15 protein-coding genes are annotated in these 15,233 nt (G+C 65.6%); 9 read left to right on the top strand and 6 right to left on the bottom strand.

The features are described from left to right. The first annotated feature begins 41 nt into the window (after positions 1-41). Positions 42-2,495 carry a ligase-associated DNA damage response DEXH box helicase gene (locus tag I603_RS08800; RefSeq protein WP_068864209.1) on the top strand — a complete coding sequence of 818 codons (2,454 nt, stop codon included), beginning with the start codon at positions 42-44 and terminating at the stop codon, positions 2,493-2,495. A gap of 157 nt (positions 2,496-2,652) precedes the next feature. Here the strand turns inward: I603_RS08800 and I603_RS08795 are convergent, their stop codons facing one another. From I603_RS08795 to I603_RS08780, 4 genes are all read right to left on the bottom strand, one after another. Next, positions 2,653-3,084, bottom strand: coding sequence for an ExbD/TolR family protein (locus I603_RS08795; RefSeq protein ID WP_068864207.1), 432 nt, complete (start codon positions 3,082-3,084; stop codon positions 2,653-2,655). Positions 3,085-3,116: 32 nt separating this feature from the next. Further along, entirely contained in the window at positions 3,117-3,647 is a 531-nt protein-coding gene (locus I603_RS08790; RefSeq protein ID WP_198157237.1) for an ExbD/TolR family protein, read from the bottom strand. Between the two features lie 157 nt (positions 3,648-3,804). Continuing rightward, on the bottom strand, positions 3,805-4,563 hold the full coding sequence (locus tag I603_RS08785) for a MotA/TolQ/ExbB proton channel family protein (RefSeq protein ID WP_068864205.1): 759 nt from the start codon (positions 4,561-4,563) through the stop codon (positions 3,805-3,807). A 73-nt stretch (positions 4,564-4,636) separates the two neighbouring features. Further along, complete coding sequence (locus I603_RS08780) at positions 4,637-5,311, bottom strand: energy transducer TonB (protein ID WP_068864202.1); 675 nt, start codon at positions 5,309-5,311, stop codon at positions 4,637-4,639. 486 nt (positions 5,312-5,797) lie between these two features. Between I603_RS08780 and I603_RS08775 the strand changes: the two genes are divergently transcribed. Next, the gene (locus tag I603_RS08775) at positions 5,798-6,592 is read left to right on the top strand and encodes a hypothetical protein (protein WP_232305319.1); all 795 of its coding nucleotides are present in this window, start codon (positions 5,798-5,800) and stop codon (positions 6,590-6,592) included. 105 nt (positions 6,593-6,697) lie between these two features. Continuing rightward, positions 6,698-7,993 carry a homoserine dehydrogenase gene (locus tag I603_RS08770; protein WP_232305318.1) on the top strand — a complete coding sequence of 432 codons (1,296 nt, stop codon included), beginning with the start codon at positions 6,698-6,700 and terminating at the stop codon, positions 7,991-7,993. On the opposite strand, the gene I603_RS08765 is transcribed toward I603_RS08770, so the two are convergent. After that, a complete protein-coding gene (locus I603_RS08765; RefSeq protein ID WP_143736698.1) occupies positions 7,990-8,667 on the bottom strand; it encodes a hypothetical protein in 678 nt (225 codons plus the stop codon). The two genes, I603_RS08770 and I603_RS08765, sit on opposite strands and share 4 nt — an antisense overlap. 29 nt (positions 8,668-8,696) lie before the next feature. Here I603_RS08765 and glpX point away from each other — a divergent pair, with 29 nt between their 5' ends. Continuing rightward, on the top strand, positions 8,697-9,713 hold the full coding sequence (gene glpX / locus I603_RS08760; RefSeq protein WP_068864196.1) for a class II fructose-bisphosphatase: 1,017 nt from the start codon (positions 8,697-8,699) through the stop codon (positions 9,711-9,713). Between the two features lie 56 nt (positions 9,714-9,769). Further along, positions 9,770-10,435, top strand: coding sequence for a phosphate signaling complex protein PhoU (phoU, locus tag I603_RS08755; protein WP_068864194.1), 666 nt, complete (start codon positions 9,770-9,772; stop codon positions 10,433-10,435). Positions 10,436-10,463: 28 nt separating this feature from the next. Here phoU and I603_RS08750 read toward each other — a convergent pair whose 3' ends face one another. After that, entirely contained in the window at positions 10,464-11,969 is a 1,506-nt protein-coding gene (locus tag I603_RS08750) for a porin (RefSeq protein ID WP_068864192.1), read from the bottom strand. 238 nt (positions 11,970-12,207) lie between these two features. Here I603_RS08750 and I603_RS08745 point away from each other — a divergent pair, with 238 nt between their 5' ends. From I603_RS08745 to I603_RS08730, 4 genes are all read left to right on the top strand, one after another. Beyond that, positions 12,208-13,143 (top strand): ribose-phosphate pyrophosphokinase, encoded by a 936-nt coding sequence (locus tag I603_RS08745; RefSeq protein WP_068864190.1) that lies wholly within the window; start codon positions 12,208-12,210, stop codon positions 13,141-13,143. Further along, the gene (locus I603_RS08740) at positions 13,143-13,490 is read left to right on the top strand and encodes a ribose-phosphate pyrophosphokinase (protein WP_068864189.1); all 348 of its coding nucleotides are present in this window, start codon (positions 13,143-13,145) and stop codon (positions 13,488-13,490) included. The genes I603_RS08745 and I603_RS08740 overlap by 1 nt, the downstream gene beginning before the upstream one ends. Further along, positions 13,487-14,257, top strand: coding sequence for a histidinol-phosphatase (gene hisN, locus I603_RS08735; RefSeq protein WP_068864185.1), 771 nt, complete (start codon positions 13,487-13,489; stop codon positions 14,255-14,257). Before I603_RS08740 ends, hisN begins: the two co-directional genes overlap by 4 nt. Before the next feature lie 189 nt (positions 14,258-14,446). Next, a partial coding sequence (locus I603_RS08730) for an outer membrane protein (RefSeq protein ID WP_198157236.1) occupies positions 14,447-15,233 on the top strand: 787 nt, incomplete at its 3' end.

Below are 15,233 nucleotides of genomic sequence, written 5' to 3'. Positions count from 1 at the left end.
AGCGCTTGCGGGCGGGGGCTCAAGGCGCCACCTGTGCGGTTGTGAACGACCCCGCTCTCCCGCCCGAAATCGCTGACTGGTTCGCCCGGCGCGGGTGGCGGGTAAGGCGTCATCAGCACAGGATGCTGGCCAAAGCGCGCGAAGGTCGCCATGCGCTGCTCGTCGCCGATACCGGCGCTGGCAAGACGCTCGCGGGCTTCCTGCCGACCTTGTGCGACTTTGCGACCGAGACGCCGCCGCCGGACGGCCTGCATACGCTCTACGTCTCGCCGCTCAAGGCGCTGGCGCAGGATGTGAAACGCAACCTGCTGACGCCGATCGAGGAAATCGGCCTGCCCATCAAGGTTGAAACCCGTAGCGGCGATACCCCGTCCGACCGCAAGAAACGCCAGCGCGAACGCCCGCCGCACGTGCTGCTGACCACGCCGGAAAGCCTCTCGCTGTTGCTGTCCTACCCCGAAAGCGCGGAACTGTTCGCGGGGCTGAAGCGCATTGTGATCGACGAGGTCCACGCCTTCGCCACCGACAAGCGCGGCGATCTGCTGGCCCTGAGCCTCGCGCGGCTGCACGCCCTCGCCCCGCAGGCGCAGCGGGTGGCACTCTCGGCGACGCTGGCGAACCCGCGCGACTTTCAGGAATGGCTCGCGCCGCAGACGGGCGAAGCGGGCGAAATCGCGGCGGCCGAGCTGGTGCTGGGCGAGGAGGGCGCCGAGCCCGAAGTCGAGATCCTCCTGCCGCAGGAAGAGCGCGTGCCGTGGGGCGGCCACGCGGGGCGCTGGGCGATCCCGCAGCTGATGCAGGCAATCAGGGCCAACCGAACCACGCTCGTCTTCACCAACACGCGCTTTCTGGCCGAGTTCATCTTCCAGTGCCTGTGGGGAGAGAACGAGGATCACCTCCCCATCGGCATCCACCACGGCAGCCTCTCGACAGAGGCACGGCGCAAGGTGGAGGAGGCGATGGCGCGGGGCGAATTGAGGGCGCTGGTCTGCACGGCCAGCCTCGATCTCGGTATTGACTGGGGGGACATTGACCTCGTCGTGCAGATGGGCGCCCCCAAGGGCTCATCGCGCCTGTTGCAGCGGATCGGGCGCGCAGGGCACCGGCTCGATACGCCGAGCCGCGCTGTGCTGGTGCCGGGCAACCGTTTCGAATTTCTGGAAGCTATTGCCGCCAAGCAGGCAGTGGACGAGGGCCAGCGCGACGGCGAGGCGTTCCGCCCCGGAAGCCTAGACGTGCTTGCCCAGCACATCATGGCCTGCGCCTGTGCGGGGCCGTTTCACGAGGATGCACTGCTCGCCGAGGTGCGCAGCGCGCTGGCCTATAGCTGGGTGGACTACGCGACCTTCCAGCGTGTGTTGGGGTTCGTCTCCAACGGGGGCTACGCGCTGAAGGCCTATGACCGCTTTCAGCGGATTATTCGCGACAAATCAGGCGTCTGGCGGCTCGCGCATCCCAATCAGGCACAGCGTCACCGCATGAATGCCGGGATCATCGTCGATAGCGAGATGCTGACTGTCAGGTTCAAGAACGGCCGCAGCCTGGGCAAGGTAGAGGAACGTTTCGCTGCGCAGCTCTCCCCCGGCGATACCTTCTTCTTCGCGGGCATGAGCCTTGAGGTGGAGGGCGTGAAGGACATGGACGTGGTGGTGCGCGCGGCGAAGACGAGTGCCACCATCCCGTCCTATGGGGGCCTCAGGATGCCTCTCACCACACATCTGTCGCGGCGGGTGCAAGGCCTGCTTGCCGACCGTGCGGGTTGGGCGCGGTTTCCTGATGATGTGCGCGAATGGCTGGAGATGCAGGATTACCGCTCACGCCTGCCCGCGCCGGGCGAACTTCTGGTCGAAAGCTTCCCGCATGGGGGCAAGCACTACACCGCCTATTACACCTTCGAGGGCTGGAATGCGAACCAGAGCCTCGGGATGCTGATTACCCGGCGGATGGAGGATCGCGGATTGCTGCCGGGCGGGTTCGTGGCCAATGATTATTGCCTCGCGGTGTGGGGATTGAAGCCCGTTACCGACCCTGCCCCCTTGTTATCGCCCGATATTCTCACCCACGAATTCACCGAGTGGGTAACCGAGAGCCACCTGCTGCGCCGCGCCTTTCGCGAGGTGGCGGTGATTTCCGGCCTCGTGGAGCGCCAGCATCCCGGCCAGCGCAAGAGCGGCAAGCAGGTGACCTTCTCGACCGACCTCATCTACGACGTGCTCAGGAAATACGAGCCTGATCATGTGCTTATCGAGGCGGCGTGGGCCGACGCGCGGGCGCGGATGACCGATGTGGGGCGGCTTGCCGATCTGCTTGAACGATCCCAGCGCGAATTGGTGCATGTCGAACTGGAACGGGTCTCTCCGCTGGCCGTGCCGGTGATGACCATGATCGGGCGCGAGGCCGTGCCGCAGGGGGCGGTGGACGATGAACTGCTGATCGAGGCCGAAGGCCTGATCGCCGCCGCAATGCGTCCCGATGAACCGCGCGAAGGGGATTAGAGCGCCGCACCGCTGAACGGATGTTCCACGTGAAACAGCGCCGCTAAGAGGAGGCAAAGGGGGGTCAAAGGGGGGTCAAGGGCAAGCAAAAGGGGCGCTATGAACACTCATAGCGCCCCTGAGGCTACTCTTAAGGCACCCGGGGGCGCCTGGCACCTTACTTGCCGAAGGTGCGGTACTTTTCGTTGCCGACGAAGCCGAACTTCGTCACGCCCGATGCCTTGATGTCCTGCAGCACGCGGGCCGAGATCTCGTAGCTGGCGAGTGCCTCGGGCTCGAACTGCAGTTCGGGCTCGACCGCCATCCGGGTCGTTTCAGCCAGCAGCGTGATCAGCTGGCCTTCGGTCACCGGCGTGCCGTTCCACAGGATCTGGTCCTGTGCGGTCAGGATCAGCTTGTTCTTGACCGGATCGACCATGTCTTCCTGCGGCGGGTTGTCGCCCTGCGGCAGGTCGATATCGACCGAGTGCGTGGCCACCGGGATGGTAATGATGAACATGATCAGCAGCACCAGCAGCACGTCGATCAGCGGCGTCATGTTCATGTCGATCATCGGTTCGCCGTCGAGCTTTCCTCCGGACATACCCATGTCAGTTACTCCTTAAATCGCGTGATGCCGGATCAGCCGTTCGGATCGACCGGGTTCGAGATGAACCCGACGGTCGGATAGCCCGCGGCCTGCACGTTGTAGATTGCCCCTGCGACGCAGCGCCACGGCGCGTTCACGTCCCCGCGGATGTGCACCTGCGGGATCTGGTCGGGGTTCTGCATGATCGCTTCCGGACCACCGGCGCGGGTCACGATGTTGTCGAGCCGGGTGAAGGCCTTATCATACAGCTCTTCCGAGGTAACCGGCGTGATGTTGTTGAAGTACACGCGGCACTCCCCCTGGCGCGAGGCGCCTTCGAAGCCCGGTTCCCCCGCACTGCGTCCGGCGGCGTCGGTGGTGCTGACGGTCAGCAGCAGGTTTTCCACCTTGTCCTTGGATTCGACCGACTCGAACACCGGGATTTCCAGTTTTTCGATCGTCTGGATCGCCACCGGAACCGCGATGAGGAAGATGATCAGGAGCACCAGCATCACGTCCACCAGCGGCGTGGTGTTGATGTCGGACATCGGGGTCTCGCCCCCGCCTCCCATCGAAATCGCCATTGTGAATTCCTACCTTGTCAAAACATTGACTTGAGTTGTGCCCGAAGGCGTCCCGGAACCCTTGTCTGCCGTGGTCGTCTGTCCTGGCAACGCCGGTTCCGGGGAGCGCCGGAAGCAAGCCAATCTGGCCCGCCCCCGGCGCGTCCGGCAATGGCGATCAGGCCTTGGTGGCCGTGGCCGGCTTGGCGGCGGGCTTGGCAGCCGGGGCCGCCTGGACCGACGGCTTCACCGTGCCGTTCGAGTTGATGTAGGCGAGGATGTCGGTGGCGAAGCTGTCGAGCTTCTCGGCGATGCGACGGTTGCGCGACTGCAGCCAGTTGAACGCAAGCACCGCGGGCACCGCCACAAGCAGACCGATCGCGGTCATGATCAGCGCTTCACCGACCGGGCCGGCGACCTTATCGATCGAGGCCGAACCGGCGATGCCGATGTTGATCAGCGCGCGGTAGATCCCGATCACGGTGCCGAGCAGACCGATGAACGGCGCGGTCGCACCAACCGAGGCGAGGAACGGCAGACCGCCGGCCAGCACCGCGTTGATCGAATCTTCCGAGCGACGCAGCGAACCGTGCATGTAGTCATGCGATTCGAGGCTGTCGGTCATCTTGCCATGCTCTTCCTGAGCCTTGATCGCGTCGTCCGCGAGCTGGCGCCAGGCGCTGTCCTTGTCGAGCTTGGCTGCGCCTTCCTTGAGGCTGCCGGCGCGCCAGAACTGGGTCTGCACGGTCTTGTACTGGTTCATGATCTTGTTCTGCTCGAACAACTTGGTGAACAGGATGTAGAACGAACCGACCGACATGATGATCATCACGGCAAGGATCGACCAGGCGACCGGGCCGCCTTCCTTCATGGCTTCGACGAAACCGAACTTGTTTTCCGGGGCTTCGGCGGCCGCGGCGAGAATCATAAGGTTCATTGCGAGTAGTCCTCTTGAAAGAAATTTCCCTGTGGCCGCGGCCTTGTGGTGAGGCCGGGACCGGATTGAGCCGTCAATTCAAACGATAGGTAATCCGCGTCGCATAGCTGCCCGTGGTCGGGTTGCCGGCGTCATCAAGAGCCGGTTCGAAGCGGGCATAACGCTCCATGCCGGCGCACGCGGCCGCATCGAGGATGTCGGAACCGCTCGAGGCGGTGACCGAACAGCCGGTTGCACGTCCATCGGGGGTAACGGTGACGCGCACGCCGACAGTCCCCTCGATTTCCTCGCGCAGGGCGCGGGCCGGATAGTTTTCCTGGATCCGCGAGGCCCAGCTGCGCTCGTTCTTGGTGCGCGCGCCGCGGGCCTTGGACGGCGCCGGCGGCGGTGCAGGCGGCGCGACCGGCGCAGGCGGCGGAATCCGAAGGGCCGGCGGCGACGGCGGCGGAATGGTCGGCTGCGTCTGGATCGGGGGCGGGGCCGGCGCGATGTTGATCGGCGGCGGCGGCGCGACCGGCGGCGGCGGGGCCACTTCCTGCGGCTGCTCCGGCGGCGGCTCGTCCGGTTCTTCCGGCGGCGGCGGCTCTTCGATATCGACGGTGGTCACCCGTTCGACGACCTGCTTAACGGCATTGATAGCAAGGCCGATGACCATGACCGCCCCGATGCCACCGACGATCGCGAGAGCGATAATCAGTGCGGCGAGCTTGGTGCCGGTCAATCCTTGTTGTTGGTCAGCGTAGGACATCCAGCGCTTTCTCTCCAATTTCGGGCCGGACAAGGTGCCCGGCATACTTCCCACCTGCCGACCATCGGATCGACAGGCAGAACCCACTCATTTCAATCCTCCCACGCCAGAGAGCAGGACGGCCGGCGCATCGCTGCGCCTTTCGCAAAAGTCCGATCCCCGACTGGCACACTCTGCACGGCACGGGACTACACCCGATTCGACACAGAACGCAAAAAAGCCCAACGCGCGAAGAGTGTCCCCAAGCCCGCACGGTCGGCCTTCGCGGCTTTAACGGGCAAGCCCAACCCAATCAAACGCTTTATCGGTTCAGCGCCGATTCACTGCGCGCAATGTCCTTTCGGGGCTGCTAGAAGGTGGGCAATATCTGGTCAGGTGAAGGGCATGATGAAGCAACAGGTTAATTCCGAATTAAGACTTTTTTTCAAATACCTGACGGCGTTTGCACTGGCCGTGTCGGGGGCTGTTGCGGTGCCTTTTCCGCTTTTGGCACAAGCCCCCGCAAACCCTGCCGCGGCGGCTGCGGTAGAGCCGACCTATGCCGACCTGGCGACGCTTTCAGAGGCGGCGGACCTGGTGATCCGCGTGCAGATTCGCCGCCAGACAGCGCTCAAACCCGAACGCGCGCCCGGCCTTTCCGCCGGATTCGCGCGGCTCTACATCGAGGCGGGCACGCTTGCCCTGATCGCCGGGCGCAGCGGGGTGGGCGAGAGCATCGCCTATCTCGTCGATGTGCCGCTTGATGCGAGAGGCAAGGTGCCCAAGCTCAAGAATCGTGAGATGGTGCTGTTTGCCGATGCGGTGCCCGGTCGGCCGGGCGAGGTGCAGCTGGTCGCCCCCGGTGCGCAGCTGGATTTCACGCCCGCGCTCGAATCCCGCCTGCGCCCCATCCTGACCGAGCTTTACGCCGCCGAGGTTGCTCCGCGCATAACCGGAATCAGTGACGCGCTGGCGGTTCCCGGTACGCTGGCGGGCGAATCGGAGACGCAGATCTTTCTTGCCAGTGCGGATGGCTCGCCGGTTTCGCTCACGATCCTGCGCCGTCCCGGCCAGACGGTGCAATGGGGTGTGTCGTGGGGCGAGATCATCGATTCGTCGGCCCGCCCGCCCGCGCCCGAGACCCTGCGCTGGTATCGTCTCGCCTGTGCGCTCCCTGCCCAGTTACCGAGCAGTGCCAACCTCGCGCGCGATCCTGTAGCGCGGCGGCTGGCCGCGGGCGACTATGCCTTCGTGCGCGAGGCGCTTGGCCCCTGCGAACGGCGCATTACCAGGGGCGAGTGAACGCGCTGCCGACCCACGGGCGGGCTTGACCCCGCGCGGACCGGGGCTAAGCGCCATGCTCCCTAGAACTTTCCGGAGGCGCGCTTGACCACTCCTTCTGCTCCCTTGCGTATCGCGATCGCCGGCCTCGGCACCGTCGGTGTGGGCGTCATCCGGCTGCTCGCGACCAATGCCGGCATCATCGCCGCGCGGGCCGGGCGGCGGATCGAGGTGGTGGCGGTCAGCGCGCGCGACCGCGGCAAGGATCGCGGTGTCGATATCGCTCCCTTCGCTTGGGAAGACGACATGACCGCGCTCGCCCGGCGCGATGACGTGGACGTTGTGGTGGAGCTGGTCGGCGGCTCCGACGGCCCGGCGCTGGCGTGCTCGCGTGCGGCGCTGGCGGCGGGCAAGGGACTGGTCACCGCCAACAAGGCGATGATCGCCCATCACGGGCTGGAACTGGCCGGGCTGGCCGAGGCAAGCAATGCGCCCCTGAAATTCGAGGCTGCGGTGGCCGGCGGCATCCCTGTCATCAAGGGCCTGCGCGAGGGCACCAGCGCCAATGCGCTCACCAAGGTCTACGGCATTCTGAACGGCACCTGCAATTACATCCTCTCCACCATGGAGCGGACCGGTGCCGATTTCGCCGCGGTGCTGGCCGAGGCGCAAGCGCGCGGCTTTGCCGAGGCGGATCCCGCCTTCGACATCGAGGGCGTGGACGCAGCGCACAAGCTCGCCATCCTCGCCGCCATCGGCTTTGGCACGCGGGTCGATTTTGCGGGTGTGCGCATCGCGGGCATCACCCGGGTGCGCGCTGCCGACATCGCCCAGGCCGATGCGCTGGGCTTCGTGATCCGCCTGGTCGGCGAGGCCGATGTCGAGGAGACGCCGCAGGGCGCGCGCCTGCTCCAGCGGGTGCGCCCTTGCCTTGTCGCCAGGGGCCATCCCTTGAGTGCGGTGGACGGGCCGACCAATGCGGTTGTGGCCGAGGGCAACTTTTCGGGCCGCCTGCTGTTCCAGGGTGCGGGTGCCGGCGACGGGCCGACCGCCAGCGCGGTCGCTGCCGACCTCATCGATATCGCCCGCGACGAGGTGGGTGCACCTTTCTCGATTCCGGTCGCGAACCTTGCCGCAATCCCGCCCGCCGAGCCGGGCGAGCGGACCGAGCGCAGCTACATCCGCTTCATGGTCAAGGACCGCCCGGGCGTGCTGGCCGAAATCACCGCGGCGATGCGCGACGGGGGCGTTTCGATCGAGAGCCTGATCCAGCAGGGCCGCAGCGCCGAGGGCGGCGAGGTGATGGTGGCAATGGTCACCCACGAGGGGCCAGAGGCTAACGTCGCGCGCGCGCTCGCACTGCTCGAAGGATCCGACAGCCTCGCGGGCGATCCGCTAGTGCTGCCCATCCTGCCGCTTTAATTCTTCTTCTTTTTCGTCGCGGGCCGTGGCGGCAGGGTCGTCTTGATGCCCAAGGCCTCGCGGCGGGCCTTTTCCTCTTCCTCGGAAAGCTCGGCGTTCTGGTTCAGCGGCGGCAGGCCGCGCGCGATGCGGTCGGCATCGGAACCGGCGGGCGCCTGGGGCAATGCCTCGACGTCGATGAAGACCGCCGGGGGCGGCACCCCGCCGATACCGATTCCCTTGCCATTGTCGGGAATGCCGAACATGTCGGGCGGCGGCGGCGCGCCCTTAAAGGCGGTCTCCTGCGCGTAACGTTTCTGCGACGTCGCGCGGTCGCCGGTCAGGGCCGAATTGTCCACGCCGATTTCGCGGCACACCACGATTTCCCCGCTGATCGTACCCGCGTCCGCGCGATCGACACATTCCTGCGCCTGCGCCTGGTTGACCTCGCCCCGCGGCACCGTGACCAGCACATTGATCCGCGGGCGCGGCGCCTCCTCCTGGGCAGGTTCGGCGGGCGGCTCTGTCGCGACCTTGTCATCCTGAGCGGCCACAGCCGATCCGGCAAACAGCGCAAAGGCCGACAGGGCCGGAAACGTCACAAGGCGGCGAAAACCCGGCACGACGGGTGTGGCATTGCTCGACAAACCCGTCTCCATCAGCTTAAGCGCCGGGGCGAATGAACGTCTGGTCACCACCAGAGCGATAAGGGGCTGAATTGCGCATGAACTCTGCAACCGATACCGACCTCCTTGCAGGCAAGCAAGCCGGCAGCGAAAACGCCATCCAGCGCGTGCTGGTGCTGGAGATGGTGCGCGTGACCGAGGCGGCAGCGATTGCGGCGGCCAAGCTGATCGGGCGCGGAGATGAAAAGGCGGCAGACGCGGCGGCAGTGGAAGCCATGCGCCGCGCCTTCGACAATCTCTACATCGACGGCACCGTGGTGATCGGCGAGGGCGAGCGCGACGAGGCGCCGATGCTCTATATCGGCGAGAAGGTCGGCATGGGGAAGGGCCCGAAGATCGACATCGCCCTCGACCCCCTCGAAGGCACCACCATCACCGCGAAGGCGGGCCCCAATGCACTTGCCGTGCTGGCGGCGGCGGAGGAAGGCTGCCTGCTCAACGCGCCCGATACCTATATGGACAAGATCGCGGTCGGGCCGGGCTATCCCGAAGGCATCATCGACCTTGCCAAGTCGCCGACCGATAATGTGAAGGCCGTGGCTGCGGCCAAGGGCGTCGATCCATCGCAGATCAATGTCTGCGTGCTCGACCGTCCGCGTCACGCCGAATTGATCGCCGAGCTGCGTTCGCTGGGCTGCGGGGTGGTGCTGATCGGCGACGGCGACGTTGCCGGAGTGATCGCGGTGACTGACGAGGATACCACGGTCGACCTGTATATGGGGCAGGGCGGCGCGCCCGAGGGCGTGCTGGCGGCGGCGGCGCTGCGCTGCGTCGGCGGACAATTCAACGGGCGGCTGGTGTTCCGCAACGATGACGAGAAAGCCCGCGCGCGCAAGTGGGGCATCACCGATCTGGATCGCATCTACAAGCTCGAGGATCTCGCCAAGGGCGATTGCATCTTCGCTGCAACCGGCGTGACCAGCGGCTCGCTGCTCGACGGGGTCAAGCGGCGTCGCAAGCCGACCGGCGAAGTCTACATGACCACCGAGAGCGTGGTGATGCGCGCGTCCAGCGGCACGGTCAGGTGGATCAGGGGCGAACACCGCATCGGGTGACTTCGAGCCGGTGTAACAAAACTTGCACTTTGTAACAAAAGTGTCATGTTCAGCGCATGGCGCACCCTGTAATCGACCGGCCACACACGGTTTCCTCGTACAACCAGCAGCTCTCGCAGGTCAGTGCGATCATCAATCGCATGACCGACATGGCGCGCGCGCTGCTGGCTGGCGGCCTCGATGCGTTGCAGAATGCCGATGTGGTCGCCGCGATGCAGATCGTTGCCGACGACAAGGCGATCGACGAGCTAGAGAGGCAACTCGAACAGCTGGCGCTTATGACCATCATGTCGCGCGCGCCGATGGCCGAGGACCTGCGCTATCTCATCGCCGCGATCCGGGTCGGCAAGATGCTCGAACGTACGGGCGACCAGGCCAAGCGCATCGCGCGGCGGCTCGACACCGTTGACCGGGCTGCGCTCGGCCCGCGCTTTGCGCAGGTCCGCGCGATGGAGCGTTATGCCAGCGCGATGCTGGCCAAGGCGATCGAGAGCTTCAATGCCGCCTCCCACGCGCTCGCGCTGGAGGTGATTGCCGACGATGCCGGACTGAACGCCATGAACGCGCGGCTGATCGAGTCCTGCAGCGCGGGGATCGACGACGGCAGCCTTGCCAGCGGCGATGCGATCCAGCTGATCCTGATGGGCAAGCAGCTCGAACGGGTCGGCGACTATGCCAGCAATATCGCCGGTGACGTATCCTACATGTTGACCGGGCAATAGGCCCGCAGGCGCACGATGGTCTGGCGGTTCAGTAGTTCCACTGGGCCTGTAACCTGAGCAATTCGCCCTCGGCCCGGCCGAAGCGGCGCTCGTCCGCTTCCTTGCGCGAGGCCCAGCCATAGGTGGCAGTCAGTTCGAGTGCCGAGTTCAGCAGCACTTCGAGCCCGATTTCCAGTTCCTCGGTCTCCAGCCGCGGCGCGTTGACCGCGCCCTTGAAACCGCCGCGGTAATATTGCCAGCGCGCGAAGGGATAGATCCGGCCGACCGGAGATTCGTCGATCTTCATCATCGCCTGGACATAACCGCCGCGCAGCGGTCGCTCCTCGATCCGGCCCGTGACAGGATCGAATTCGGGGCCGGTGCCCCAGTTCCATTCGCCCTGAAGGCCGAAGGGCTGCGGGTAGAGGATGGCGTGCAGCCCCACGCGGTTGTCCTTGAAGGCGACCGGGCTCACTCCGCCGGTGCGCACTTCCGGGCTGACGCGGTTGCGCAGGATCGCGCCGCCGAGTTCGAACACCTGCCCGTCAAGCCCGATACCGTCGAGCGCGAAAGGCCAGGTCGCCATCGCCACCTGCATCGTGCTGTTGTTGGTCTCGGTCCGGTTGATGCCCTGGCCGTTGAACACCCCGACACCGAAGGCGCCGTAATTGCCGAAAAGCTTCTGTCCGTCGGCCGCAAGGCGATCCCAGATCTCCTGCACCTGGTCGGGCGTGTAATAGGCGACGATGCCGATGTCGCGCTCGCCCGGCAACGCGCTGTTGATCCCGTCGGTCCGGTCAAGCGCGAGACGGTTGGAGGAAGACTGCAGGTTTTCCCATCCGAACGGCACCTTCGACTGGCCGAGGCGGATGCGGAAGGACTTGTCGCCCGTCGGGAAAACATCGGCATACATGTCGCGCAAGGAGACCGTGCCCTCGCGCCGCTCGCCGACCGACTGGTTCGAAACCGCTGCGGCGAAATCGGGCTGGAAATAGAGCGAGACGTAGTCGTTGACGTCGCCCTGCAGGATCAGGCGGATCCGGCGGAAGCTGAAATTGTTGTCGGCCCGAACGCCGCTGTCACCGATGGTGCGCAGGCGCGATACGCCTGCTGGCGCGGTGGCATCGCCCGATACGATCTCGTTGAGCCGCATCTGGGTGTAGCCGCGCAGGCGCAGCTTTTCGTACCATTGCTTGCCCTTGGGCGGTGCGGCGACGGCAACCTGCGGCACGGACGGCTCCCCGGAATTCGGGCGGGCTTCCGCCACAGGTTGGGGTGGCGCGGCCTGTGCCATGGCGGGCGCGGTGGCAGCGACCGGCGCCGGAACTGCAGCCGGAGGAGCGGAAGCCTGCGCGGTCTGCGCGGCCTGCAGGGCGGCGACCATTGCCTTGAGTTCGTCGATCTGCCGCTGGAGGTCGGCGATGGTGCGGGCCTGATCGGCCTCGGACGTCGCGGCAGGATCCTGCGCGCTCTGGGCCAGCGCTGGAGCACTGGTGCCGGCCAGAAGGATGGCGGCCAAGGGGGCGATGGACAACCCATCGGCAATGCGGAACATGAAAACTCGCCTGTCTGGTCAGGTGGCCCGGGCTGAGCCGCCGGCGCGCGTCTATGTTCATTTCATGTCAGGTATGTGACATATGCGACAAACTCTTCCGACATTCGTCGCGCCCTTCCGCCTTGCTCAGGTCGGCTGATCATGTCCCGCCTGACGACAACCGCGCCGCTTCGCGTTGCAATTTGGTGACGTGTCGCTAGGCGGGCCATACCACCTGCCTTCCGGGGATTCGCGCGCCATGAAGATCATGTCCGGCAATTCGAACCTGCCGCTCGCCCGGGCCATTGCGGCCTATCTCGAAATGCCGCTGACCGATGCCAGCGTGCGGCGCTTCGCGGACGAGGAAGTGTTCGTCGAAATACACGAGAACGTGCGCGGCGAAGACGTGTTCGTCGTCCAGCCGACCAGCTTTCCGGCCAACGACAACCTTATGGAACTGCTGATTTGCATCGACGCGCTGCGCCGCGCCTCGGCCAAGCGAATCACCGCGGTGGTGCCCTATTTCGGCTATGCCCGACAGGACCGCAAGCCGGGGCCACGCACGCCGATCTCGGCCAAGCTGGTCGCCAACCTCATCACCGAGGCGGGGGCCGACCGGATGCTGGCGGTGGACCTCCACGCCGGGCAGATCCAGGGTTTCTTCGACATCCCGACCGATAATCTTTACGCCGCGCCGGTCATGGCCGCCGACATCCAGGCCCGCTATGGCGACCAGGATCTGATGGTTGTCTCCCCCGACGTGGGCGGCGTGGTGCGCGCCCGTGCGCTGGCCAAGCGGCTCGACAACGCCCCCCTCGCGATTGTCGACAAGCGGCGTGACCGTCCGGGCGAATCGGAAGTGATGAACATCATCGGCGACGTTTCGGGCCGGCACTGCATCCTGATCGACGACATCGTGGATTCGGGCGGCACGCTGTGCAACGCCGCCGAGGCGCTGCTGGCCAACGGGGCCAAGTCGGTCGCCGCCTATATCACCCACGGGGTGCTGTCGGGCGGCGCGGTGGCGCGTATCGACGGGTCGAGTCTCAAGGAACTGGTGATCACGGATTCGATCCGTCCCACCGAAGCCGCCGAACAGTCGAGCCGTATCCGCGTGCTCACCATCGCCCCGCTAGTGGGCGAGGCGATCCGCCGGATCGCGGACGAAAGCTCGGTCAGCTCGCTGTTCGATTGATGTTCGACCCCGGCGAGGTTCGGGACATTCTTGCAAGCGCCGCCCGGCAGCGCACGACCTTCACCTATGGCGGACTGCTCGGCCTGCTGGGCCACACCTTCACGCGGCCCCTGATGCGGCAGTTGTGCAAGGTGCTCGACCGGATCGACGAGGACGGACGGGCCTGCGGCGAACCCGGGCTTGCGGTGCTGGTCGTGCGCCAGTCGGACGGATTGCCGGGACAGGGCTGGTTTGTCAGCCGCACCGCAATCTACGACGACTTGCCGCTCGAATGGGAAGGGCCGGAGGCGCGGCGCTACACTCAGGCTCGACAGGCCGAAGCCTTCGACTATTGGAACGCTCGATGACCGACAAAGACCTCGCCCTCGCCCTCGCCCTTGCCGATGCTGCCGGGGCCGCGATCCGTCCGCTGTTCCGGGGCGAATGGAGCCATGAACGCAAGTCCGACCGGAGCTTCGTCACCGAGGCTGACCGCGCCGCCGAGGCCGCGATGCGCAAGCTGATCGAGAATGCCTTCCCCGCCGACGGGATCATCGGCGAGGAATATGGCACCCGCAACGAGGGCGCGGGGCGCCAATGGGTGCTCGACCCGATCGACGGCACCACCAGCTTCATCGCCGGGCGACCGATCTTCGGCACGCTGATCGCGCTGCTGCAGGACGGCTGGCCGGTGCTCGGCATCATCGACCAGCCGGTGGCGGGCGAACGCTGGGTCGGCGCGATCGGCCAGCCGACGGTGTTCAACGGCAAGCCCGCGACGGCCCGCCCCCTGAAGGAGCTGTCCGACGCGGTGCTTGCCACCACCAGCCCGCACCTGTTCACCAATGAAGAGGCCGACGCCTTCATGTCGGTCGCCAAGACGGTCGCGGAAAAGAAGATCGTGTTCGGCGGGGATTGCTACAATTACGGCCTTGTCGCTTCGGGCCATATCGACGTGGTGATCGAGGCGGGATTGAAGCTCTACGACTACGCCGCGCTGGTGCCGGTGGTGGAGGGCGCAGGGGGCATGATGAGCGACTGGCAGGGCAACCCGCTCGATGCCGGGTCCGACGGGACAGTAATCGCGCTGGGCGATCCGGCGCGGCTGGAAGATGTGCTCGAGGCAATGGGTTAGGGCGAGCATTCCGCGCAGGCGCGGTTCGCCTTCAGGGGCAGGAGGCCGATTGGCAGAAAATGTCAATTGTGCGGCTGCATTTGTCTATATGAAGTCTTGTCATAATTTCCTATACCTTCAAATTGTTGCGGGTGAATGCCGGCTAACGTCAAACATGGTTTTCGGACGGGGTTGAAGGGGAAGATTGTGATGAGACTTTACACGCGATTGTTGTGCGCCACTGTACTTGCCGGCGCATGTACTGCACCTGCTCTGGCGCGCGACGATCAGGCCTATATCGAAATCGATGGCGGCGTGGTCTTCGCGGAAGATTTCGATATCATCCAGACGGCACCTGCCACCGGTCCCTTTGGTGTGCTTGACACCGACATGGGCTGGGAAGCGGCCGGGGTCGTGGGTTACGATTTCGGTGGTTTCCGCCTGGAAGGCGAAGCGGCCTATCGCACGCTTGGCAACGACCGGATCGACACGCCCGGCGGCTCTCTGACCGATCTGGAAGGCGACGCTTCGGCCCTCAGCCTCATGGTCAACGGTCTACTCGACTTCGGTTCGGATGACGGCGTGCAGTTCTTCGTCGGTGGCGGCGCGGGTTACGCCTGGGTCGATCACGAAGTCGCATCTGTCGTCCCGCAGGCCGGCGTGACGCTGTTCGATGGGGATGGCGGCAGTTTTGCCTGGCAGGCCCTGGCCGGACTGCGGTTCCCGATCAGCAACGGTGTCGATCTGGGCCTGAAGTACCGGTACTTCAACGTCACCGATTACGACATGGACAATGCGGTCGACAACTTCGTCTACGAGACTGACTGGACGTCCCATTCGGTTCTTGCGACGCTGACCTTCAATCTCGGGGGAAGCGAGCCCGCGCCGCCGCCGCCTCCGCCGCCGCCGCCTCCGCCGCCGCCCCCTCCGCCCCCTCCGCCGCCGCCTCCGCCGCCTCCGCCGCCGAAGGTTGCGTGCAATACCGGGCCACATATCG

The organism is Erythrobacter dokdonensis DSW-74 (assembly GCF_001677335.1).
GTDB classification, from domain to species: domain Bacteria; phylum Pseudomonadota; class Alphaproteobacteria; order Sphingomonadales; family Sphingomonadaceae; genus Erythrobacter; species Erythrobacter dokdonensis.
This window is presented reverse-complemented; position numbering and strand designations above follow the sequence as displayed.

Excerpts from the sequence above, each read along its gene's own strand:
- I603_RS08795 (WP_068864207.1), bottom strand. The coding sequence starts at position 3,084 with ATGGGTATGTCCGGAGGAAAGCTCGACGGCGAACCGATGATCGACATG.
- I603_RS08790 (WP_198157237.1), bottom strand. The coding sequence starts at position 3,647 with ATGGCGATTTCGATGGGAGGCGGGGGCGAGACCCCGATGTCCGACATC.
- I603_RS08785 (WP_068864205.1), bottom strand. The coding sequence starts at position 4,563 with ATGAACCTTATGATTCTCGCCGCGGCCGCCGAAGCCCCGGAAAACAAG.
- I603_RS08780 (WP_068864202.1), bottom strand. The coding sequence starts at position 5,311 with ATGTCCTACGCTGACCAACAACAAGGATTGACCGGCACCAAGCTCGCC.
- glpX (WP_068864196.1), top strand. The coding sequence starts at position 8,697 with ATGAACTCTGCAACCGATACCGACCTCCTTGCAGGCAAGCAAGCCGGC.
- phoU (WP_068864194.1), top strand. The coding sequence starts at position 9,770 with ATGGCGCACCCTGTAATCGACCGGCCACACACGGTTTCCTCGTACAAC.
- I603_RS08750 (WP_068864192.1), bottom strand. The coding sequence starts at position 11,969 with ATGTTCCGCATTGCCGATGGGTTGTCCATCGCCCCCTTGGCCGCCATC.
- I603_RS08745 (WP_068864190.1), top strand. The coding sequence starts at position 12,208 with ATGAAGATCATGTCCGGCAATTCGAACCTGCCGCTCGCCCGGGCCATT.
- I603_RS08740 (WP_068864189.1), top strand. The coding sequence starts at position 13,143 with ATGTTCGACCCCGGCGAGGTTCGGGACATTCTTGCAAGCGCCGCCCGG.
- hisN (WP_068864185.1), top strand. The coding sequence starts at position 13,487 with ATGACCGACAAAGACCTCGCCCTCGCCCTCGCCCTTGCCGATGCTGCC.